Below are 22167 nucleotides of genomic sequence, written 5' to 3'. Positions count from 1 at the left end.
CGTTCAATGCGTGGAAAATCTTGCCTTTATGTCACTTACCCGTCCCGATACAGAGTATGCCCCCGACCCCGACCTACCTCAGCGTTGGGCGAGCCGCTATATCAAGCACTATTTTCGCCACCACCCTGCGTTTGACGCCCCCAACCCCCAAACACTAAAGCAGGCAAGGCGCTGGATTATTGTTTGGGCCGCCATGGCAGGTATTATCTCCGGCTCACTGATTGGCGGTGCCGAGTGGTGGATGCGGGTCTTTGCCGCCGATGACTGGGAAGCCATGAGCCTCAAAGAGCAGCTTCCCTACTGGGCCGGGTATATGGTCTTTGCGGGCTTTATTACCGTGTTAGAAATTGGCTTTTTATACTGGAATGCGCTGCGCGGCGTGTCAAAAATTAGCCGTTTGGCAGGCCTGCGCTACGGCCAAGGCGAGCCATTATCCCCTGAAATACAGTTGACGGTTCATGGCGTTTCACGGGTTGCATTGGAGTATCCAAGCCCAGGCAGCTTAATCTATGGCGTTGATCCCCACGCCTACCTACATGGCTGGAAGCTCACTTTTAAAGCCTTGCTGTATCGCTTAAAAATTAGCTTAAGCAGTTTTATTCTGCGTTTAGTGTTGCGTCGCTTGCTTGGCCGCCTCACGCTGCGCGGTTTTCTACCCGTGCTCACCGGGCCGCTATACGCAGTATGGAACGCCTGGATTGCTGCGCGCATTACGCAAGAAGCCTACTTACAGGCCCGTGGCCCTGAACTGGTTCAGCACATCATGGAAACACTGGCGAACAGCGATGCGCATACGCGCTATTTAGTCGCCCAAGGCGTGGGAGAGCTCATGATGCGTAACCAGCACCCGCATCCCAACTTAGTCCTGTTATTGGCTCGCTTGCTGGATAGCCTACCGGATAAGCCCACCGCCCTTGAGGTTGATTGGCCAACCGCACTACACGACTATGCGCAGCTGACCGACCCCAACCGCCAAACGCTTCTTGATACGCTTACCCAAGCGACTCTGCTTAGCGGCAGCTATCGCGGTTCACGCAAACGCTTCTTAAACGACGTCTTTGCCACCTGCCAAACGCCGCTGCAAAAGGAGAAAGTGGCCTCCCTTCAGCGGCGCTTACTATCTGGTCAAAAGCTCTAACGTCTTAGGCGGGTTTTAACGCGTGACGCAAACGCGGGCTTAACGTTTCCCCCAGGGCAGCCACTACCACCAAAATAGCCAGCAGCCACGGCCAGTGGGCAGTAAACGACACGTGGTAAATGCCCAAGGCATCCACAAAAATCACTAAAATGCCCAACGGGCTTACGTAGCGCACCATGGTAAGCCATATTGCGTAGGGCAGTGGTGCTAGGCCCAGCTCATCGCGGAAGGTCTCACTTTTCAGCACAAAGCCCGCCAGCAGCACCATGCCTAAGCCACCCAATGGCATCATCCAACGCGATGTTAAGTAATCCAGCCAATCAAAGAACGTTCTACCGGCCAGGGTCCAGTCAGCACCCACATTAAACGACAGCATGGCCAATGTGCTGATCAACCACAGCACAATGCCCGTCGCCCAGGACGCCGACTTACGGCTCATGCCTTTGTTATCACACAGCCAGGACACCGTGGCCTCCACCATGGAAATGGAAGAGGTTAGCGCAGCCATAGAGAGCATTAAGAAAAACAGAATGCCAAACAGCGTGCCCAGCGGCATCGCCTGGAAGGCCAGCGGCAGACTCATAAAAATCAGCCCAGGACCTTCACCGGGGTTCATGCCATTGGCAAAAATAACCGGAAAAATGGCTAATCCCGCCATTAGCGCCACCGCGGTATCTGCTAACGCAACGCTCACCGTAGTTCGGCCAATAGAGGCGCCTTTGGGCAAGTAACTGCCGTAGGTAAGAATGGCACCAGAAGCCAATGAAAGGGTGAAAAACGCGTGGCCCAGCGCCGCCAGCATCCCCTCGCTGGAGAGGCTGCCCGTATTGAATGAGAACAGAAAGCGCACCGCATCGCCAAAACCACCGGAAAACACCCCAAACACAATGAGTAGCACCAGCATTAACACAAGACCAGGCATCATCCAGCTAACGCTCTTTTCGATGCCTTCTTGCACGCCTTTTCCTACGATCAACATAGTGAGCAGCGCTACTAGGGTGCTCCAGCCCCCCAGGATGAGCGGGTTAGCATTGTTGGCACCAAATACGGCAGCCATCTCATCGACACTACCGCCGCTCAAGCCGCCGGTTAGCATTTTCCACAGATATGAGAACGACCACCCTGCCACGACGACATAGAACGACAAGATCATAAAGCCGCACAACATGGCCATCCAGCCAATCAGCGACCAAGCAGAGGAGCGACCCGACTCATTCACCACGCGCCGAATCGCGTCAATAGGGCTACCACGACCACGACGACCAAAGGAGATCTCGGTCATCATTACCGGCACGCCAACAGCCAGGATGCACGCTAAATAAACCAGCACAAAGGCGCCGCCGCCATACTCCCCGGTGATATAAGGAAATTTCCAAATATTGCCAAGCCCCACCGCCGAGCCGGTGGCTGCCAACATAAAGCCCCAGCGGCCTAGCCACTGAATGCGAGGTTGCCCAGTAGACGCCATGTCCTTCCACCCTATTGAAAAAAAGGCGACTATCCTAGAGGATTTCTTACCCAAAGCCCAAGCCTCTGTTGCCGCTGAGCACATACCGGCTAGGCCACCTTGAGCGCTTTGGCTTCCACATCTAGCCGTTGGGCAGTTTGATCAACCTTTCTTAACCACATCAAGAACAGCGCCCCTACGGCAACAAAGCCCCCTGCCAGCCATAATCCCAAGCGGTAATTCCCCGAGGCCTCCGCTAGCATACCGGTCAGCGCAGGGGCGAAAATTTGCGCCGCGCCGTAGGCCAGCGTCATTTGCCCCATTAACTTAGCGGGGCTAGAGGGATAGAGCCTGCCCGCCATAGTGAGCACTAAACTAACGCAGCCTAAGAAAGTGCCGCCATAAAGCACCGCGCTAAATAGCACCCCAGCCAGGCTTGAAGTGATAGCGGGCAGCACAATGCCCACCACTTGTATCCACATTGCCACGCTTAGCGCCCCTAGATAACCAATGCGCCGGGCCACCAAATCCCACAGCATCACCGCGGGCGCAGCCGCCAGTCCCACTAAGGCGAAGGTCCAGTTACCCGCCCCAGCCAGCAGCGGCTCACGTTCGACAATAGTGACAATAAACGTGGCGCTAATCACATAACCGTAGCCAGCACAGAAGTAGGCAGGCAGCATCAGGCGCATAAACGTGCGAGAGGGCGGTTTAGCAGGCGCTTGAGGAGCCGTGCCTGCCCCAGACACTGGTTTCACTGGGCGAGGCAACCAGCGCCACGCGGGCACTAGCAGCGCTGCACCCAGGGCACTGAAGCCCCACCACTGCGCCTGCCAATTCAAAGACAGCCCCAGCATCAGCTCAACCGCTAACGCCGCCACAACAATACCAATGCCCACCCCAGCAAAGTGAATACCCAGCTCGCCCCGCTGCTGGTGCTGGATCAACCAGTGCAGAATCAACCCTGACGCTAACAACATTGAGCCGCTGCTGGAAAGCCCTGCCAGAAAACGCAGCCCCGCCCATAGCCAGAAGTGCTCAGTCAGCGCCATCCCCGCCGTGGTCAGCACGGCGAGCACGAGGCCAATACGAAACAGCGTGTCTTTAAGGTAAATACTGCGAATAGAGGCCGCCAACACCGCCCCCAGCATATAGCCCGCATAGTTTAACGCCGCTAACCAGCCGCCATCGGCATCGCCGATCCAGCTCTGCTGCTGCATCACCGGGAGTAGAGGTGTGTAGGCAAAGCGGGCAACGCCGATGCACAGAATTTGGCTAAAGACACCGGCCAACAGCACTTTAAAGCGCTGCGACTGAAGACTTGCGATGGTCATGGAGACATCCTCGTCAAGAGACCGTTGTTTTTATCAGCATGGTTTTATATTCATTTTTAATGAATCAATAATACGCGGAAACGTCGACGACACCATCGCTCAAACGTGGCATGCCGATCAGCGCATCTAAACCAAGAATCTGGCAGACTAGGCATGATGACCACTACTTAACGGAGAGTGCTTACATGAGCAATAGCGCCACCCCCTGGACACAGCCAATGCCCGACGCACAGTTCAAACTGATGCGCGATATCCTTGCCGCTCCAAGCCCGGTAGGCCTGGAAGGCGCCATGACCTACGGCGTACTCAAGCCCCATTTTGAGAGCTTTGCGCCTAGCGACTGGCACCTGCATCAATTTAAGGGCAACGCTGGCGTGGTGCTGGATACGCACCCTGGCCGTGATGATATGTTCACACTAATGATCATCGGCCACGCGGATAAAATCCGCATGCAGGTACGTTCCATCGGCGACGATGGCAAAATCTGGATTAATACGGACTCCTTTCTACCCACGGTGCTGATCGGCCATGAAGTTAAGCTGTTCAGCGAAGACCCCGAAGCCCCCGGCAGCTACCGCATTATCCAAGGGGGCACCGTGGAAGCACTGGGCGCGATTCACTTCTCTGACCCGGCACAGCGCGATGGCAGCAAGGGTATTAAGAAAGAGCAAATCTACCTCGATCTGCAGATCCACGGCGAAAACAAGAAACAACAGGTGCTGAACTTGGGTGTTCGCCCAGGCGATTCAATTATTTTTGACCGTCCAATCCGCCCTGGCTTTAGCCCTAACACCTTCTACGGCGCCTATTTGGATAATGGCTTAGGCTGTTTTGTAACCGCAGAAGTGGCGCGCTTGATTGCCGAAGCAGGCGGTACCGAAAAGGTACGCGTGCTGTTTGCCATTGCCAGCTACGAAGAGATTGGCCGTTTTGGCAGCCGCGTTATGGCCGGTGAGCTAAAACCTGATGCGCTGATTGGCGTGGATGTGAATCACGACTACGTGGCCGCCCCCGGTATTGGCGACAAGCGTATGCAGCCGCTGGAGATGGGCAAAGGCTTCACGATGTCGGTGGGTTCGATTGCCAGCGAACAGCTCAACCGCATTATTGCCAGCGCCGCCAAAGAGCAGGATATTCCCCTGCAGCGGGATATCGTCGGCGTGGATACTGGTACTGACGGCATGGCGGGCGTGTTAGCGTCCATCGACAGCGCAGCCACCTCGATTGGCTTCCCTATCCGCAACATGCACACTATTTCAGAAACCGGCAACACCCAGGATGTGATGGCCGCTATCCATGCAATCACCCACACTATTCAAGCATTAGATAAGCTGCCTGACCTTCAACGAGAGTTTCTCGACAATCACCCGCGGCTTGATCAGGCTAGCCCGCTTGACCATCAGGGTAGCGCCAAGCCCAAGGGCGACGAAGAGCCAAAAGACCCAGAAGCAAACCCCGCCTAAACGGCATAAAAAAAGCCCCGGCCATTGCTGGCCGGGGCTTCATCAGGTCCTCCCTAATCTTTCTTCACGAACATCCTGTTCATGCTTCCATGTGATCCACAAGCGATCCCTGCCTGCACTTCCTTGTAACGCTATCCCTGCGCTATGTACACAGAGTGCGCCCTATAGCGGTTGAGTTATCTAACCTGGGATATGAAATGCAAAAAAGTCTTCTGTCACTTTGTGCTATGCGATAAAGAAAGCTTGCGACAGCTTTGTATCGAAACATACAATCAAGCACGTTTGCCAAATAAAAAGGACTTTTTCATGCCAACCACAGCCTGCTGTTCAACCTTACGCCGCGCCACCCATAAACGCGCAGCCCCGCTATTGGTAGCGGCTTTTGGCATCACCCTAAGCGCACCCACTTGGGGTAACAGCTGGCAAGGCAGCCTCGGCGCGGGCGCCACCTATGCGCCGGACTATTTGGGTAGCGATGATTACGATACGCGTGTCCTACCGGTGCTTAACCTGGCTTACGGCGATCTGCTTTCAATCAACGTACGTGATGGCATTGAGTGGCATGCCGTTCGCCAAGGCAACTGGACGGCCTCCCCGTTCATCGGTTACACCTTCGGGCGCGATAATAAAGGCGACATCAGCCAGTTTGAAAAGGTCGATGGCGGCGCCACCCTGGGACTTCGTGTAAGTTATCAGCAGGGGCCATGGCGCTACAGTGTTGCAGGCAGTACGCCTATTAGCGGCGACGTGGAGGGCGCTAAGTTTTCCGCAAGAGCCGCTCTACGCATGCCCGTGGATCAGCGTACGTTTTTTACCTTATCGCCCAGCGTAACTTACTCCAACGAAAAGTGGACCGACTCATTATTTGGCGTTTCGGCACAAGACAGTGCCCGTAGCGGGGTCGCATCCTACACACCCGATAGCGGTTACTGGCGCATGGGCGTTAATGCAAGTCTTAGCTACGCCTTAACACCCGAATGGACAGCCACAAGCTTCATAGGCACTACCTATCTAACCGGCAGCGCCGCAGATAGCCCAATAGTTGATGAGCTGGGCAGCGAGTGGCAAGCCTTAGGCGGTATTTCGTTAAGCTATCGCTTCTAATAAGCTAGGCAAGTGTTAAACACCAGGGCTGAAGTCACCAACATTTACAAAGAGCAATGGGCACGTATGGAGAACAACGCCACACGACACTGGATGATAGAACGTTGCAGCCATTTTTCAGGGGTAGGGTTAATCGTTGCCACGCTGTTCTTTGCGTTTTCTTTAACCCCCAGCCTAATACCGCGCCCACTAGTAGCTCAAGGCATTGTTTCTGGGCTTAGCTTTACGGCAGGCTATGCGCTAGGCGTAACAAGCCGCTTCCTATGGCACTACCTACACTTACCCGAACCCAGCTCGAAAGTAGAGCGCTACCTAAAATGGCTGGCCGCCCTGCTTTGCCTCGCCGTCTCAAGTATCTTTCTTTGGCAAGCTGCCGAGTGGCAAAACAGCATTCGGCTACTAATGGAAATGGAGCCAACTCCCGGCACGCGGCCACTATCAGTAGCACTGATCGCTGCGACTGTGTTCATTTTTTTACTGTTAATTGCGCTGCTTTTCAAACGCACTTTTCGGCTGCTTTCCCATAAGCTGGCGCACATACTGCCGCGTCGTACGGCACAAGTAATTGGCATCATCGCTGCCGTGGCGCTATTTTGGTCAGTGATTGAGGGGGTAATTTTTTCCTATGCGCTCAAGGTAGCTGACCGTTCTTATCAGCAGGTAGATGAGCTGATGCAGGATGAGTTATCACCTCCCCAAGCGCCAAACAAGCCTGGTAGTGCTGAATCATTAATTAGCTGGGAGGCACTAGGCAGCCGTGGGCGGCGTTTTGTTACTCAAGGCCCGGACGGCGGGCAAATCAGTGAATTCCTAGGCGAAGCCGCCCTTGACCCCGTACGGGTTTATGTGGGACTCAACGCCGCAGATACCGCCGCTGAACGGGCCGAGCTAGCCCTTGAAGAACTCATCCGTATAGGCGGATTTGAGCGTTCCGTTTTGATTATCGCGACCCCCACTGGGCGAGGCTGGATAGACCCTGCTGCCCAAGATACCGTGGAGTACCTGCACCGAGGCGATATTGCCACGATAGCAGCCCAGTACTCCTACCTACCCAGCCATCTAGCGCTCATTTCCGAAGCCGAATACGGTGTTGAAAACGCCCGCGCACTGTTCACCACGGTATACGACTACTGGACGTCACTGCCTAGCGATGAACGCCCAAAACTGTATTTAACCGGCCTTAGCTTAGGCGCCCTTAACTCTGACCTCTCTTTCGACCTCTACGACATTATTGACGACCCTTTCCACGGCGCCCTATGGAGCGGCCCTCCCTTTCGAAGCGACACCTGGCGCTCAGTGACTGCTGACCGCGACCCAGGTAGCCCTGCATGGCTGCCCACCTTTCGCGGAGGTTCGGTCGTCCGCTTTATGAATCAAACCCAAGGGCTTCAAACTGCGCCGGCTGAATGGGGGGATTTCCGCATCGCCTATCTGCAATATGCCAGCGACCCCATTACGTTTTTTGAGCCGGAAGCTTTCTGGCGTGAACCGGAGTGGCTGCGCGCCCCACGCGGCCCGGATGTTTCTCCCCAGCTGCGCTGGTATCCGGTGGTTACCATGTTGCAGCTGCTGGCTGATTTAACCACCGGCAGCGCCCCAACTGGCTATGGTCATGAAATAGCGGCTGAACACTACATTGATGCTTGGGCGGCACTTTCCGAACCACCCGATTGGGATGAGCAGCAACTCACTCGCCTGCGTGACTATTTTATTCAAGCCCGTGAAGCGCGAGCCCATCACTAATACAAAGCCTCATTTACGCAATTACATAACATTGGGGAGTCGACCTACACTGAAGGTGCAAACACAGGAGATCCACTATGTCACAGCAGCATATGTCTCAACAGAAGTGCGCATGCCCCAAGTGCAAATGCTCCGTCGATAACCACTCTATCGAAAAAGATGGGCAGCGTTACTGCTGTCAATCTTGCGCGACCGGCCACGCCGATGGTTCTGGCGACTGTGGTCACGATTGCCAATGTGGTGAGTCAGCTAACTGACGTCTGGTCGCCCAGCGGCTTATTCCACCGTCTTCCAGCGTGCGAAAAAGAGAGATGCCAGCTAGGCTAAATAGACCCCCATTCTCAAAGGAAGAGAGCATGCCCTCCACTACCGTAATCGTCGTTATCATTGTTGTAATCGCTGTCGCAGGCATTGGCTTCAGCGGCGGACTGCCGTTTTAGAGCAAACACCATTAGGATACAGCGCCCCCAGCTAACCCGTTGCTAGGGGCATATAAACCTGAAGCGTCTTGATATATAAAACGTTATGCGCTCGATAGCTTTAATTAGTTAACACCCAGTAAGCTAAACAGCGCATTAACATTCATACTTATCCTTCAGCGACTCCTCTGATTAACCTAAAAATAGCCCCCGAAAGCTCACTATATTCAATAATGTATTTTTTTAAGGAGTGGTATCTTTGTTATTCAAGAGCCAATCCCCCTTTTGAGTACCGCTAGATTAATGAATGCTCATGAACAGAACCGCCTGTTCGCGCTCCGCCAGCTAAACTTGCTGGATACCTCGCCAAGTGAAGGTTTTGATCGGATTACGCGAATGGCTAGCCAGCTTTTCGGTTTGCCGATCGCAGCCATATCACTCACCGACGAAAACCGCCAGGGGTACCTTATAGCTAAGCCGCTTTTGCCCGACATGTTCGAAAAATGGTTACAGGATCAAAGGCCCATCATCAAGCACTAACCGGCACCATTTTTAATGTAATACTCACCAAAAGGCTTTACCCCTCCTTAGAAAGGCAAAGCCTACAAGAATGGTAAGCTGTAGCTTTTTCAAAAAATAAGCATTAAAAGACCAATGACCACTAGTAGGCCAATCATGAAAATTATACCTACTGTACTCGCCAAAAATTTCAACATTTCATTTCTCCATTAGTTAGCTCATATTGAGATAACAACTAAAACATCGCCATCATGTTGCTCGACAATGCTAGGTTCCTTATAACTAAGATAGGAGCCAAGGCCAGTTCATGCAAACGTGGCGCTTGGAATAATGGTTCAGCGGTAAATTAATGTGGCTTGCACCAGCGCCTCAACGCACTCCTGTCAGTAAGCTTCCGTTCTAGCTTTCGCGAAGGTGCACAGTGACTTATATGACAGCGTATAAGTATCAAAACAGATTAAGTAGCCGTTACCTGGCTCCTGGGTTGCATTGGCCAATTCGACCTTTTAAAAAAGATCGGTCGTCATCATCCATCCATACATCCATGACCTGGCGCACACGCAGATTTGAGAATGGAGTCCGATGCGCTGTTGTTGAGAAATCAGGGCGTCGAGTTCTGGTGACCGCACATGCTCACATGTATGCATACCTTAAGTTCACCAGAAAAACTTTCGCTTTAAAATGGGCTGACTCCTTTACTTCAGACAATTCGAAGCCCCAATATTTCTCGCGCTTGCTTCCAGGTAGCCACTGGACGCTGATACTTTTCACACAATTCAACGGCCCGTTTTACCAGTGCTGCATTCGAGGTCGCTAGCGTATCACGGTCAGTACGAACGTTATCCTCAAGACCAGTACGGGTATGCCCACCAGCAGCAATTGACCATTCGTTGAGCCGGTATTGATTGGCTCCTATACCTGCGCCACACCATTGGGCGTCGGGGGCTAGTCGTTTGAGCGTTTCAATAAAGAAGTCAAAGCTGTGTTTGTCGGCGGGCATTGAGTTTTTCACCCCCATAACGAACTGAACGTATAACGGCGCTTTTAACTTGCCCTGCTTTGAGAGAGCGACTGCCTGATGGATGTGCGAGAGATCAAACGCCTCAATTTCAGGCTTCACGTTATACTTGAGCATTTCGCCTGCCAGCCACTCCACCAGCTGGGGAGGGTTCTCGTAAACCCGGTTGGGAAAGTTGTTAGAACCTACCGAGAGGCTAGCCATATCCGGTTTCAGTGGCAGCATGCCACCGCGAGCTTCGCCTGCTCCGGATCGGCCGCCGGTAGAAAGCTGGATAATCATGCCCGGGCAGTGTTTCTTGAGTCCTTCCATCAGGCGACCAAATTTTTCTGGGTCAGAGGAAGGTGTTTGGTCGTCGTTACGCACATGGCAGTGCGCAATACTGGCCCCGGCTTCAAAGGCTGCCTGGGTGCTCTCTATTTGCTCATTAACGGTAATCGGTACCGCAGGATTATTCTCCTTACGCGGCAGGCTACCCGTTATGGCAACACAGATAATGCATGGCTGAGACATAAGTACCTCGCTTTATTTTTATAATAAGCACTAACAATAGGAATAAGCGTTAGATGCAATACGGCTAACACCTAACATTAAAAAAACGCACTAATAGCGTTTTACAACACTTACATTCGTTATTAACGGCTGCACTCCCTATCACTCTGAGGCGATTAAAGCACTGCCACTTTCGCTTTTCATAATGCGAGGAATGAAAAAAAGTCCAATCTGGCCATATTAACAACAAGGCGCTCTGTCCTTAGCGACAAGACCGCCTGAGAATGCCTATCACAAGGTTGCACCTCTGTTATTCGCAACGCCGATTTAACAACGCACGTCCTTGTTAGCGCGGGCTACCGGCACCCCACCACCACGATGTGGCAAAGGTGGCAGCGCATACTGACCCACAACAAAACTTACAAGGTGACCTCATGGATAACACTCGACTGAAAGGTAAACACTGTCTCATTACTGGCGCTGCGCGTGGCATGGGGGCGGCTGTCGCTGAGCATTATGCCGCGCAAGGGGCAAAGGTCTGCGTGGCGGATCTCAACATCGAGGGGTGCGAAGAGGTCGCTCAGCGCATCAAATCAAAAGGTGGCGATGCCATTGCCATTAAGTTGAATGTGACTAACCGGGCAGAAGTGCAGGCAGCCGTTAACGCCACAGTAGAAGCGTTTGGTAGTTTAAACGTGATGGTGAACAATGCCGGTATCAATAAGCCATTAATGTTTCTGGATATCACTGAAGAAAATTGGCATCAAATTATGGATGTCAATGCGCTGGGTTGCTTGCTCGGTATGCAGGAAGCCGCTAAACAGATGATTAGCCAGGGCAAAGAAAGCGGGCCTTATAAAATCATTAACGTGGGCTCGATTCTTTCCCGTCAGGCATTTGACGATGTGGTGCCCTACTCCTGCAGCAAGCATGCCGTGCTGGCGATGATTAACGGCGGTGCAAAAGCACTGGTTGATCATAACATTACCGTTAACGGCTATGCCCCAGGCGTGGTGCGCACCGAGCTTTGGGAACAGCTGGATAAAGACTTAGTCAGCATCGGCAAATTCGAAAAGCAGGGCCAGTCAATGGATGAACTGGCTGAAAAAATGATTCTGATGAAGCGTTACTCTTATCCAGAAGATGTGGTCGGCACCGCGTCGTTCCTTGCCAGCCAAGAGTCTGATTATATGACAGGCCAGCTGCTGATGATCGATGGCGGTATGATCATGCAGTAAGCCTCCAGCAAAGAAGCCACCGCCCCCATGCCTGCCTCTCAGGGATGGGGGCTACTCCTTTTTATCTGCTCCGTAATGGCCCTGCTCAATAATGCCCCTTTTCCCGCATAACGTTATCAGCGCGCTCTTGGGCGATAGAGAGCGCTTTCTTTATCGAGCGCCGCCCGTCTAGCACCTCGAAAATCTCATTACCTGCGATGCTGATAAGCTCGGTAATGCCAGGAACCGGCGGGCGTGGCCACGCCTGCAAAACATCCTGCTTCGCCATATCATCGACAATCTTAATCAACGGCGACAGCGCGGACACTTCCGGGTCTTGGCTAACGCTAAAACGCGGTGTGACCAAGCTACCGTTCATGATGTAGAGCTTAGACATATTGGGCGATGTAAGGTGTTTTAGCGCCGTCCACACGGCCTCCACCCGCTCTTTAGATAGGTTGGCAGGTATCGCCAGCGCATACCCACCAATGGGCGTAATCGCCCTACCGTGATTGCCCACCGGGTGGGATAAATAGCCCGTATTGCCGTATGTCGGTGATCGCTTATCGAACTCAATCAAGGGTGCCAACAGCGTGTAGCAGTAAGCCATGCACGACTCACCCGAGGCATAGGACTGCGCCCGCTCGTACCAAGACATATTGAGAATATTCGGCGGAGAGTATTTGAGAATATCCAGCATATACTCGCAGGCTCGGTAAGCGGCGTCCGATTGAAACATCGGCCGCAGCTGCTCACCGCTGGCGTTTTGAAAATCGAAGCCGCCTGCATGCAGCGGTAGATCGACAATGGGCTGCCCAAATTTAGCCATCAGGAAGCTAAACGTATGCCCCAGCGGCGTGCCACGGGCGGCGTTCCAAGCGATGCCGTATCGCCCCTTCGCGGGGTCGTGCAACTGTCGTGCAACTTTTACCAAGGCCTCGGTGGTGCTGGGGGGCGTTAACTGCGCAGCCGCCAAAATATCCTTGCGATAACAGAGCAGTTCAGGGGTGGTTTGTACGGGTATACCGTACTGACAGCCCCCATAGCCGGCGCTTTGGATCGCCATCGGGTGGAAGTCAGAAAGATCGTAGCCATCGCGCTGGATGAGCGCATCTAGCGGCATCAAAACGCCTTGCGAAACCAAGTCACCAAACCAGGGCAAGTCGCAGGCCACAATATCGTAGCGGGATTTCGCCAAGCGAGCATTGTCGAGAATATCATCCAGTAAGTTATCAATGGAGCGCGCTTTATTGCGAATTTCCAGGCCGAAAATAGACTCTAGCTGGCGTTTTAAATTATGCATGGCCATGAACGTAGGGTCCGCATGCGCCAGCACACGTAAGCCCCCTTTCAGCTCCAGCCGCGCGGAGAGCACAGCGGGCGTCGAGATCACCTGCTGAGACGCTGACGTGCCTAAAAATATCTTGCTGCCAGACTCTGAGGCGGGGTCGATCCCAAACAGCGGGCCCAGCAGGCCCTTGATGCGTTCCGCGTAGCTTTCCCACTCATCTATCATCTGTGGGGAGGGGTGCAATGAGACGGTTTTTCCGGTCTTTGTGCGTGGGCGCGAAATCAGAAGGCCGCGCTGCATAATGCTTTCAATCCCGCGCTTGGCGGTGCCGTAGGTCAGCCCTGAGGCATCCGCCAGCGAGGTGGGCGTGGTTAATCGGCCAGCCAGATGATTGCGCATCACGTGCAGCAACATCCGCATCTCACGATACCCCAACGACATCGAGAGTGTTGATTCGGTCTCGTTTTCGAATTTTTCTATGAACTCAATGAAACGAGCTAACTCTGTGTTCGATATTTTAGATAAGGGCGTTTGTGAAAGCGTATCGTAAGGCCCTTCTGGATGCGTATCGTCAAACATGGTCAGCCCACTCGCCTCTTTTTTTATGGTGGCTTTAACTTACTCCATCGATGATCAACCGGATACCTAACAAAATGAGTAGGCAAAGAATCACCCTGAAAAACAGCTCGCCATCCATCCGCCGCTGAATGATCAGCCCTAACCGAATACCCAGCCATGCCACCGGCATCAGCAACAGCAACAGTGCGATGGTGAGATTATCGAACGTCACCAAGCCAAGCAGCGTATAGGGCACCAGCTTTACCACGTTGGTGATCGCAAGAAACACCACCGCCGTGCCTAAAAACTGCTGCTTAGTGAGTTGGCACTGCAGCAAGTAAAAGTTCAGCGGTGGGCCGCCCGCATGAGCAATAAAACTGGTAAACCCGGCGATTCCTCCACACAGACGCCCCACCCACGTGGGCAGCAGTCGGCCGCGCAGCGGTTTAAGCAGGCCCCACAGACCAAACAGTACGGAAAAAATCCCCAGCAGCAATGTCAGCAGCGCTTCATCAAACCAGCCATAGGTAAAGTAGCCCACCGCAACGCCCAATATCGCAGGCGGAAACATCAGCCACAACAAGCGGTCCACCCGCTGTCGCCACCACGCTTTTAGGCTAAACACGTCCATCACAATCAGCAGCGGTAGCATCACCGCCACTGCAAAGGTCGGGCTCGCCTTTAGGGAGATCAGCGGTACCGCGACCACCCCCACCCCACCCGCAAACCCTGATTTGGAAATCCCCGTCAGTAACACGGCCACTATCATCAGTGCCACAAACACCCAATCAAACGCCATCAGAACACCCCTTTTAGATTGCGCCTTAACGCCGGGCCACCCACGCAGAAAAAAGGGCCATGACAGGCACGGCCCTTTTTCGGTAGGTCAACCAGTATGCGTGTGTAAGTGTGCTTACAGTACGGTGCACACTTCATCGAAGGCAAAGCGGTCGCCACGCGGGAACAGGGCGCTGGCATCGCCATAGCCTAAATTGCACAGGAAGTTGCTCTTCACTTTACCCTCTGGGAAGAACTCTTCATCCACCGCAGCGTTATTGAAGCCCGACATAGGGCCTGCATCCAAGCCAAGCGCACGGGCCGCTAAAATCAAATAGCCGCCTTGAATTGAGCTATTGCGGAACGCCGTAGAGTGAATGAAGTCCGGCTTGCCTTCAAACAGCGATTTAGCGTCTTTGTTATGGGCAAACATGCGCGGCAGGTGCTCGTAAAACTCCGTATCAAAACCAATCACTGCCACCACCGGGGCTTTCATGGTTTTTTCCTGGTTGCCTGGCAAAAGCGCTGGCTTCAGGCGCTCCTTGGCTTCGTCAGTGGTCAGGAAAATAATCCGTGATGGCTGGCAGTTCATTGAGGTGGGGCCGAAATGCATCAGGTTATACAGTTCGCGCAGCGTTTCCTCGCTCACCTCTCGGTCCTGCCAAACGTTATGGGTACGCGCTTCTGTGAATAGGGTGGCCATCGCTGCTTGGTTAATCGTTGTCATGGTGTTGCCTCTTTCGGTTTAACCCGCTCAGTAGGAGCCAGGCGTTCAGGGTGAGTCGTTCAGGCCGTCTTTAAGCCGAAGTCGTATTGAAAATAGCGGTATGGGGTGTCCATCTGCCGACCGTCTGGCGCTTTTCCCGCTGGCATGTAAATGAACTCTTTCACCAGGGAATCTTTCACGCCAAATACCGCGTCAGAGTCGAGATAGGGGTCATCTTCCGCGAAGATTTGAGTCACCAGGGTTTCGTAGCCCGGTGCCATCAGCATGAAATGCACATGGGCGGGACGATATGGATGACGTCCGGTGATTTCGAGCATTTTGCCCACCGGCCCATCGGTCGGGATGGGATAAGGGGACGGCGTCACCGTCCAGAAGGCGTAGCGGCCCTGGCTGTCGGTATGAAAGCGTGCGCGCAGGGTCGAGCTTTCAAGCTCAGGCTTCTGGACGTCATAAAAGCCTTCGCTGTCCGATTGCCAAACGTCGATGACGACATTCGCCAAAGGCTTGCCATGGGCGTCGTGTACGTAACCTTCGATGAACAGAGGCTCGCCTTCAACGCCCCAGTTAATGGCATCGCCCTGGTTGGCTTGGGGAGGGTCGGCAACGTAAAAAGGCCCCAACACGGTGCTTTCGGTAATCTTAGGGTCGCTGCTGGCGTGGTTAATTGCATCCACCAGCATAGTGACGCCCAAGGTGTCAGACAGCAGAATAAACTCCTGGCGCTCGTCGTCGCACATTTGCCCTGCACGGGTGAGAAACTCAATTGCTTGAGTCCACTCTTTTTCGGTGGGCTTCACCTCGCGCAGATAAGCATGCAGGTGGTTTACCAAGCCATTGAGCAGCGTTTTCAGCCGTTCATCTTCACAGCTTGAAAACTCATCAATTACGGCGGCGGTAATATTGTCGGTGGTGAGATTACGCATGTGTGTGCCCTCCCTGCGTGGCTGGCGAAGGTTCACCCAACCCTGACAGGCGCTCGGTATGATGCACGGTGGCGATATAGTCATCGTTACCATGCCCGGTGGCGATAAGGGCGGTATAGGCTTCGCGCATTTGCGCCGCTAGCGGGGTCGAGACCCCAGTGCCGTGGGCGCAATCAAGAATAAGATCAAGATCTTTGGCCATCTGCGCGGCGGAAAACGTCGAGGTAAAATCCCGCGCTAACAGGGGCGGCACCTTGTACTTCACCATGGGGGAGCCCACCGCGCTGTCAGAGATCAGCTCTAACATAGCGTCCCACTCAATATTGCCTTTACGCGCCAGCGTCAGCGCTTCACTCATCATCCCGGCACTGACGGCAATCATTAGGTTGATGGCCAGTTTGGCCACCCGGGCCTGCTCTTCGTCGCCCAACCAGTACTGCGCTTTGGTAAACGCTGCAAATACGGGTTTGGCCGTTTCCAATGCTTCCCGTGGGCCGGAGACCATCGCAGACAGCGTGCCCGCCTCTGCCGCGACGGGGTTACCGGATACCGGGCTGCGCAGATAGACCACACCGTGAGCCGTTGCCGCCTCGGCCACTCGCGCAGAGGCTTCCACACTCACCGTGCTTGTCTCAATCAAGGTACTGCCGGGCATCATGTGGCGAATCAGCTCGCCAGCCTCAAGGCATAGACTGATCAATGCTCGGTCATCGGGGATGGACACAAACACCAAGTCGCAACCGGCCACAGCATCTGCCAGCGTTTGATGAGGCGTCACCCCGATCTCTGCAGCGAGAGCAAGGCGCTCCGCCGACAGGTCAAACCCTTGAACAGGAGTGCCGGATTGAATGATCCGAGCAGCCATCGGCAAACCCAGTTTACCCAAGCCTACCCACGCCACCTTTGGGGTCGTTGAGGACGTTGTAGAAGCGGTTATCATTGGGTGACCTCCTGTGTTGATTGCGCTTCACGCGCCAGCAGTTCGGCGTGAATGCGGTGGCCGGATTTGGCTAGCTCAGCGATACCTTGCTGAGTCTCCATGAGCAGACGGCCACCACGTTTTTTGAACTGCCCGGCCACCATCACGCTATCGACGTTGGCAAGGCTGGTTTGCATGACCACTGTGGAGATAGGGTCGTTCACCGGCTGCATGTTGAGCTGGTTGCTATCCAGCAGCACTAAGTCGGCCTGCTTACCCGGCGTGAGGCTGCCAATACGGTCATCAAGACCCAGCGCTTTTGCCCCATCGAGGGTAATCCAGCCCAGCGCTTCCCTAGTGGTAATGGTGGAGGTATCGGGGATCTTGCCCTCTTCATGGCGCGAGGCGTCGTTATCAAGCGCGCGCTGCATACCCAGGGCTGCCCGGGCGACGCTGAACATATCTCCAGAGAGCACCGATTCAAGATCCACGCCCAACGACACCACGCCGCCGTTTTGGCGAACAAGCCCAGTCACCGGGAAACCGTGGCCCTGGGTCATCTCGTTTTCAGGGGCAATGGAGAACGTCACGCCGCTGGCGCAGAACCGGGACATTTGGCCCTCGTCCAAACTTTGGCCATGCACAATGTTGATATCGGGGCCTAACAGGCCACGCGCTTCCACCTCGTCCCAGGCACCGGGGGCCACGGCTTCACCGCCGCCCTGGTGCATTGAGGCGACCAGGCCAAACTCTTTGGCCAAAGCAAAATCCTGCAGCGTCACCTCTAAGGTTGAGTAGTGAGGGCCGAGAATAGCCATGCCTAAGGTGACGAGCCCTTCTGGGTTTGCCAGCTCACCATTCAGCAAGCGCTCTATCTCATGGCGGGGATGGGGAATTTCACTAAAGTGCGGCTGGCCTGGTTGGGGGTCGGGCTTAGGCGAGCCATGCAGAAACAGCGCGCGAATGCCTGATTCCTTTAGCCCTTTCACCGCGGCATCGGTGTGTTCGGGGGTCGGGTTGTTATGGCACCAATCACCTAATGTGGTGGTACCGCAATTCAACTGGTTAATCGCGCCCATCCGGGTGGCAATGTAGATATCCTCGGACGTAAACAGCGCCGCCAGGCCACGGTGAACATGGCGAAAATACTCCAGCAGCGTCCAGTTGGCGGCAACGCCGCGCAGGCCGGTCTGCCAGGTATGCATATGGGCGTTCACCAACCCGGGAATCAGGATACCGCCGCCACAGTCGATCACCTCGGCTGCGTTTGCCTTGGGGTGATCGGTCAGGTCATGCCCCACGGCGACGATACGATCACCCTCGATCAGTACCTGACCATCGCTCAGTTCGCCCAACTGCGGGTCCATGGTGACAATCGTGGCGTTAACAAACAGCGTGCTCATTGGCCACCTCCACTCTCCGCCTGGGGCCGTTTCCCCGACTGGGCATCGCTGAGCAAACGGTGGATACCTTTGGCCTCCACTTCGCGTGGGTTCCAGTAAGGGTTGCGGGTCGCAATCTCCGTAGCCCGCGCCACGTCGTCTACGCTAAAGCCTAGTTCGGAGAGTGCGCTTGGGGCACCCACGGCACGCCCTAAGTCGTAAAGGCCAGCCGCCGCATCGTCACAGCCCAGCGCGCGCCCAATGCGCGCCATCGCTTCCGGCACCGCTAGCGCGTTATAGGCCAGCGCATAAGGCAGCACAATGGTGTGCGTCTCCGCATGGGGAAGGTTAAAAGAGCCGCCGAGGGTATGGCACAGCTTGTGATGCAGCGACATGCCCACCGAGCCCAGGCAAGTGCCGCACAGCCAAGCGCCGTAGAGCGCATCAGAGCGCGCTTCAACATGGGCGGGGTCGTTGGCAATGACCGGTAGGCTTCGCGCCAGCGCCGCAATCCCCTCTTCTGCCATCAGCGCAATCACCGGATTGCAGTCGCGGGCATAAAGCGCCTCTACGGCATGGGCAATCGCGTTAATCCCGCTGGTGCCTGACATCACCGCAGGCAGCGTTAAGGTCAGGTCAACGTCGTAAATGACCGTTTCCGGCAGTACGTCCAGCGTGCGCTGGGTGGTTTTGATGCCGTCGCTCGTTTCACCCAGGATCGGCGTCATTTCCGAGCCTGCGTAGGTGGTGGGTATCGCGATCTGAGGCAAGCCAGTACGCAAGGCAATGGCTTTACCCAAGCCGATGGTAGAGCCGCCACCAATGGCCACCGTGCAGTCTACGTTGAGCTCTTTGACTACCTGTAAGGCATGTTTGGTCACCTCGACCGGCGTATGCATCACGGCATCCGCGTAAACGCCCACGCCCTTATCACCTAGCAGTTCTAGTACGCGGCTTGCCTGCTCGTGCTGCTGAGGCGTGGCTAACACCAGGGCGCGTGAACAGCCGAGATGTTCAAGCTCTTCTCTCAGCTGAGCCAGGGTACCTTGGCCAAATACCACCCGGGATGGCAGGCCATCATAAACAAAAGGTTGCATAAAACATTCCTTAGTCGCGTGAAGGGAGCTGTGTGCTCGCTAGCCTCTAACTGCTCGCCAGCACACTAATCGCAGCAGGGGAGCTAGCTCGCCTGCGCCTGCTTTCCCATACCGGTAATGGCTTGCACCAGCGCGTCCTCACTGACGTTGTCACCATCAAACTCTGCGGTGACGCGGCCGTCGTACATCGCGATAATGCGGTTACTCAGACCCAGCACTTCGGGCATCTCTGAAGAGATCACCAACACGGCGTAGCCGGATTTGGCTAAGTCTTTGACGAGGGTGTGGATTTCAGATTTAGAACCGACATCAATCCCCCGCGTTGGCTCATCGAGGATGAGCAATTTAGGCTGGGTATGCAGCCACTTGCCGATGACGATCTTCTGCTGATTACCACCGCTTAAATTGCCAACCTTTTGGCGCCAGCTGGGGGTTTTGATTTTCATGGCTTGATGATACTTGTCGTAGACTTCACGCTCTTTCGCACTGGTCATAAAGCCTAATGACGACACGCTGGAGAGGCTTGCCAATGTCATATTGTCACGACAGTTCATGCCCAGAATCAGGCCCTGGTCTTTGCGGTCTTCCGGTACTAACGCGACGCCGCTTACCACCGCATCGTGGGAGTTACGAAAACTCACCACCTCGCCATCCAGCAGTACGTCACCCTTCGATGGCGTGCGTAAGCCAAAGATGGTTTCGGCCACCTCTGAACGCCCTGCGCCGACCAAACCATACATGCCAACAATCTCGCCCTTGCGAACGTTAAAGCTGACATCTTCAAAGACTCGCTTCACTGACAGGTTGCGAACTTCCAGCATGTTGTCGCCGAAATCAGTGGGCTTGCTGGCATGATCAAGCGTTAGGCTGCGGCCGATCATCATCCGCGTGATTTCATCTTCGTTGGTATCGGCGGTATTGACCGTGCCGGTGTACTCACCGTCTCGCAGCACTGAAATGCGGTGCGACAGGTGGAAAATCTCATCCATACGGTGGGAGATGTACACAATGCCCACGCCCTGCTCACACAGCGAGTTAATTACGTCGTAGAGCACCGGCTTTTCGTGGTCGGTGAGCGACGCCGTCGGCTCGTCAAACACAACAACCTGCGGCGTAAAGGCAAGCGCCCTGCCAATTTCCACCATCTGTTTTTTGGCAATCGACAACGAGCCCACGACATCGTCATGCTGAAAACCGCACTTGAGCCGCTCAAGAATCTTATTGGTATCTTCGCGCAGCTTTCGCCAGTCAACGCGGTTGAACGGCTTTCTTGGCAAACTGCCGAGAAAGATGTTTTCAGCAACCGTCATTTCAGACACCAGCGACTGCTCTTGATGAATCAGTACAACCCCGGCGCGTTTGGCGTGCTTGGGATTTTCAAACGCCATCTCCTGGCCGCCTAGAATAATCTTGCCGTCATTGGCCTGGTGTTTACCGGCTAGCACTTTCATCAGGGTCGACTTGCCAGCCCCGTTCTCACCCAGCAAGGCGTGCACCTCACCGGGGCGAACGTCAAAATCAACGTTGTTGAGCGCTACCACACCGGGGAATCGCTTGGTGATGCCTTTAAGTTCCAGGATGGGTGCTGCGTCGATTGACTGACGTGATTGCGTTGAAGAGGCGTTCATATCCGCACCTCCTTGGCCGAGGGTGCATTAAGCTTCTTATCAATGATCAGCACAGAGATGAGAATCGCGCCGAGAATAACGAGTACGTAAAAAGCGGGTACCTGCATCAAATTCATGCCGTTGCGCAGAATACCGATGGCCAGTACGCCGCCTAGCGTGCCGACGATGCTGCCGTAGCCACCGGTTAACTTCGTGCCGCCCAGCACTACCGCTGTGATCACCCAAAGCTCGTAGTCTCGGCCTAGATTAGGCGTGGCGGCCCCCATTTGGCTGGCAAGCAGCACACCCGCGAGTGCCGCGAAAAACCCTACGATGATGAAGTTGATCATCATGTGTCGGCCTAGGCGGATGCCGGCATCAATCGATGCTTCTGGGTTGCCACCTACGGCAAAGGTGTTGCGGCCATGGCTGGTACGCGTCAACACTAGATGCATGATCAGCGCACAAATCAGAAAGATAATGGCCAAGACAGGAACCGGCCCGATCGTACTCGTGCCGAAGTCGGCGAACGCAAAGTTCATGGCGAAGAAAGACTGCTCACCGGTGTATAGAAAGATCAAGCCACGCACCCCCAGCATGGCCCCTAGCGTTACGATGAACGCGTTAACACCGGTTTTCCAAACAACAAAGCCATTGAGGGCACCCAGCAAAATACCTGAGACTAACGCGGCGATAATGGCCAGCGTCATGCTAATTTCCTGCAAGCCTACTGCTAAAGAAGCTGACAGTCCCAGTATCGCGCCCACCGACAAATCGATGTTGCCGTTAATCATCACAAAGGTCATGCCCAGGGCAATCAGGCCTATCGTTGAGGTCTGCACCAGAATGTTGCTGATATTCCCAAATGACAGGAAGTACTCCGACATGACGCTAAAGAAGATAAACAGAGCGATAACGAATACCCAGATCGGCTGTATTTTCGCTCTACCGCGGAAGAACCCTTTAATCGATGTCATCTTGCATTCCTCCGC

Annotated in this window: 18 protein-coding genes; 6 read left to right on the top strand and 12 right to left on the bottom strand. The window is 54.5% G+C overall.

The window, feature by feature from the left end; all coding sequences use genetic code 11:
* The first annotated feature begins 28 nt into the window (after positions 1–28).
* Complete coding sequence (locus BB497_08960; protein ID AVI62821.1) at positions 29–1138, top strand: hypothetical protein; 1110 nt, start codon at positions 29–31, stop codon at positions 1136–1138.
* A 4-nt stretch (positions 1139–1142) separates the two neighbouring features.
* Here the strand turns inward: BB497_08960 and BB497_08955 are convergent, their stop codons facing one another.
* Positions 1143–2606, bottom strand: a complete 1464-nt coding sequence (locus BB497_08955; GenBank protein ID AVI62820.1) for a transporter — start codon at positions 2604–2606, stop codon at positions 1143–1145.
* A gap of 89 nt (positions 2607–2695) precedes the next feature.
* Positions 2696–3919 (bottom strand): MFS transporter, encoded by a 1224-nt coding sequence (locus tag BB497_08950; protein ID AVI62819.1) that lies wholly within the window; start codon positions 3917–3919, stop codon positions 2696–2698.
* Between the two features lie 185 nt (positions 3920–4104).
* Here BB497_08950 and BB497_08945 point away from each other — a divergent pair, with 185 nt between their 5' ends.
* The 4 genes from BB497_08945 (at position 4105) to BB497_08930 (ending at position 9188) form a co-directional block, all read left to right on the top strand.
* Complete coding sequence (locus BB497_08945; protein ID AVI62818.1) at positions 4105–5382, top strand: peptidase M42; 1278 nt, start codon at positions 4105–4107, stop codon at positions 5380–5382.
* 192 nt (positions 5383–5574) lie between these two features.
* Entirely contained in the window at positions 5575–6486 is a 912-nt protein-coding gene (locus tag BB497_08940; protein ID AVI62817.1) for a structural protein MipA, read from the top strand.
* Between the two features lie 66 nt (positions 6487–6552).
* Positions 6553–8229, top strand: coding sequence for a hypothetical protein (locus BB497_08935; GenBank protein ID AVI62816.1), 1677 nt, complete (start codon positions 6553–6555; stop codon positions 8227–8229).
* A gap of 722 nt (positions 8230–8951) precedes the next feature.
* Positions 8952–9188 (top strand): hypothetical protein, encoded by a 237-nt coding sequence (locus tag BB497_08930; GenBank protein ID AVI62815.1) that lies wholly within the window; start codon positions 8952–8954, stop codon positions 9186–9188.
* A gap of 679 nt (positions 9189–9867) precedes the next feature.
* Here the strand turns inward: BB497_08930 and BB497_08925 are convergent.
* Positions 9868–10698, bottom strand: a complete 831-nt coding sequence (locus BB497_08925; protein AVI62814.1) for a 3-keto-5-aminohexanoate cleavage protein — start codon at positions 10696–10698, stop codon at positions 9868–9870.
* A gap of 413 nt (positions 10699–11111) precedes the next feature.
* On the opposite strand from BB497_08925, the gene BB497_08920 reads away from it, so the two are divergent.
* The gene (locus BB497_08920) at positions 11112–11915 is read left to right on the top strand and encodes a shikimate dehydrogenase (protein AVI62813.1); all 804 of its coding nucleotides are present in this window, start codon (positions 11112–11114) and stop codon (positions 11913–11915) included.
* Between the two features lie 85 nt (positions 11916–12000).
* Here BB497_08920 and BB497_08915 read toward each other — a convergent pair whose 3' ends face one another.
* The 9 genes from BB497_08915 to BB497_08875 all read right to left on the bottom strand — a co-directional run bounded on the left by BB497_08915 (position 12001) and on the right by BB497_08875 (position 22152).
* Complete coding sequence (locus BB497_08915) at positions 12001–13764, bottom strand: sugar ABC transporter (protein ID AVI62812.1); 1764 nt, start codon at positions 13762–13764, stop codon at positions 12001–12003.
* Positions 13765–13798: 34 nt separating this feature from the next.
* Positions 13799–14542, bottom strand: coding sequence for a hypothetical protein (locus BB497_08910; protein AVI62811.1), 744 nt, complete (start codon positions 14540–14542; stop codon positions 13799–13801).
* A gap of 114 nt (positions 14543–14656) precedes the next feature.
* Positions 14657–15247, bottom strand: coding sequence for a malonic semialdehyde reductase (locus tag BB497_08905; protein ID AVI62810.1), 591 nt, complete (start codon positions 15245–15247; stop codon positions 14657–14659).
* 59 nt (positions 15248–15306) lie between these two features.
* On the bottom strand, positions 15307–16170 hold the full coding sequence (locus tag BB497_08900) for a hydroxyquinol 1,2-dioxygenase (GenBank protein AVI62809.1): 864 nt from the start codon (positions 16168–16170) through the stop codon (positions 15307–15309).
* A complete protein-coding gene (locus BB497_08895) occupies positions 16163–17110 on the bottom strand; it encodes a dehydrogenase (GenBank protein AVI62808.1) in 948 nt (315 codons plus the stop codon). The genes BB497_08900 and BB497_08895 overlap by 8 nt, the downstream gene beginning before the upstream one ends.
* Entirely contained in the window at positions 17107–18492 is a 1386-nt protein-coding gene (locus BB497_08890; protein AVI62807.1) for a cytosine deaminase, read from the bottom strand. The genes BB497_08895 and BB497_08890 overlap by 4 nt, the downstream gene beginning before the upstream one ends.
* Positions 18489–19568, bottom strand: a complete 1080-nt coding sequence (locus BB497_08885; protein AVI62806.1) for a maleylacetate reductase — start codon at positions 19566–19568, stop codon at positions 18489–18491. The genes BB497_08890 and BB497_08885 overlap by 4 nt, the downstream gene beginning before the upstream one ends.
* An 83-nt stretch (positions 19569–19651) precedes the next feature.
* Positions 19652–21196: a D-xylose ABC transporter ATP-binding protein gene (locus tag BB497_08880; GenBank protein ID AVI62805.1), complete on the bottom strand. Its 1545-nt coding sequence runs from the start codon at positions 21194–21196 to the stop codon at positions 19652–19654.
* Positions 21193–22152, bottom strand: a complete 960-nt coding sequence (locus tag BB497_08875; protein AVI62804.1) for a ribose ABC transporter — start codon at positions 22150–22152, stop codon at positions 21193–21195. The genes BB497_08880 and BB497_08875 overlap by 4 nt, the downstream gene beginning before the upstream one ends.
* Positions 22153–22167: the final 15 nt, after the last annotated feature.

This window comes from Halomonas sp. GFAJ-1 (genome assembly GCA_002966495.1).
GTDB lineage: Bacteria > Pseudomonadota > Gammaproteobacteria > Pseudomonadales > Halomonadaceae > Vreelandella.
This window is presented reverse-complemented; position numbering and strand designations above follow the sequence as displayed.

Coding starts and splice junctions, on each gene's coding strand:
- BB497_08960 (AVI62821.1), top strand. CDS start 29: ATGTCACTTACCCGTCCCGATACAGAGTATGCCCCCGACCCCGACCTA.
- BB497_08955 (AVI62820.1), bottom strand. CDS start 2,606: ATGGCGTCTACTGGGCAACCTCGCATTCAGTGGCTAGGCCGCTGGGGC.
- BB497_08950 (AVI62819.1), bottom strand. CDS start 3,919: ATGACCATCGCAAGTCTTCAGTCGCAGCGCTTTAAAGTGCTGTTGGCC.
- BB497_08945 (AVI62818.1), top strand. CDS start 4,105: ATGAGCAATAGCGCCACCCCCTGGACACAGCCAATGCCCGACGCACAG.
- BB497_08940 (AVI62817.1), top strand. CDS start 5,575: ATGAAATGCAAAAAAGTCTTCTGTCACTTTGTGCTATGCGATAAAGAA.
- BB497_08935 (AVI62816.1), top strand. CDS start 6,553: ATGGAGAACAACGCCACACGACACTGGATGATAGAACGTTGCAGCCAT.
- BB497_08930 (AVI62815.1), top strand. CDS start 8,952: ATGAATGCTCATGAACAGAACCGCCTGTTCGCGCTCCGCCAGCTAAAC.
- BB497_08925 (AVI62814.1), bottom strand. CDS start 10,698: ATGTCTCAGCCATGCATTATCTGTGTTGCCATAACGGGTAGCCTGCCG.
- BB497_08920 (AVI62813.1), top strand. CDS start 11,112: ATGGATAACACTCGACTGAAAGGTAAACACTGTCTCATTACTGGCGCT.
- BB497_08915 (AVI62812.1), bottom strand. CDS start 13,764: ATGTTTGACGATACGCATCCAGAAGGGCCTTACGATACGCTTTCACAA.
- BB497_08910 (AVI62811.1), bottom strand. CDS start 14,542: ATGGCGTTTGATTGGGTGTTTGTGGCACTGATGATAGTGGCCGTGTTA.
- BB497_08905 (AVI62810.1), bottom strand. CDS start 15,247: ATGACAACGATTAACCAAGCAGCGATGGCCACCCTATTCACAGAAGCG.
- BB497_08900 (AVI62809.1), bottom strand. CDS start 16,170: ATGCGTAATCTCACCACCGACAATATTACCGCCGCCGTAATTGATGAG.
- BB497_08895 (AVI62808.1), bottom strand. CDS start 17,110: ATGATAACCGCTTCTACAACGTCCTCAACGACCCCAAAGGTGGCGTGG.
- BB497_08890 (AVI62807.1), bottom strand. CDS start 18,492: ATGAGCACGCTGTTTGTTAACGCCACGATTGTCACCATGGACCCGCAG.
- BB497_08885 (AVI62806.1), bottom strand. CDS start 19,568: ATGCAACCTTTTGTTTATGATGGCCTGCCATCCCGGGTGGTATTTGGC.
- BB497_08880 (AVI62805.1), bottom strand. CDS start 21,196: ATGAACGCCTCTTCAACGCAATCACGTCAGTCAATCGACGCAGCACCC.
- BB497_08875 (AVI62804.1), bottom strand. CDS start 22,152: ATGACATCGATTAAAGGGTTCTTCCGCGGTAGAGCGAAAATACAGCCG.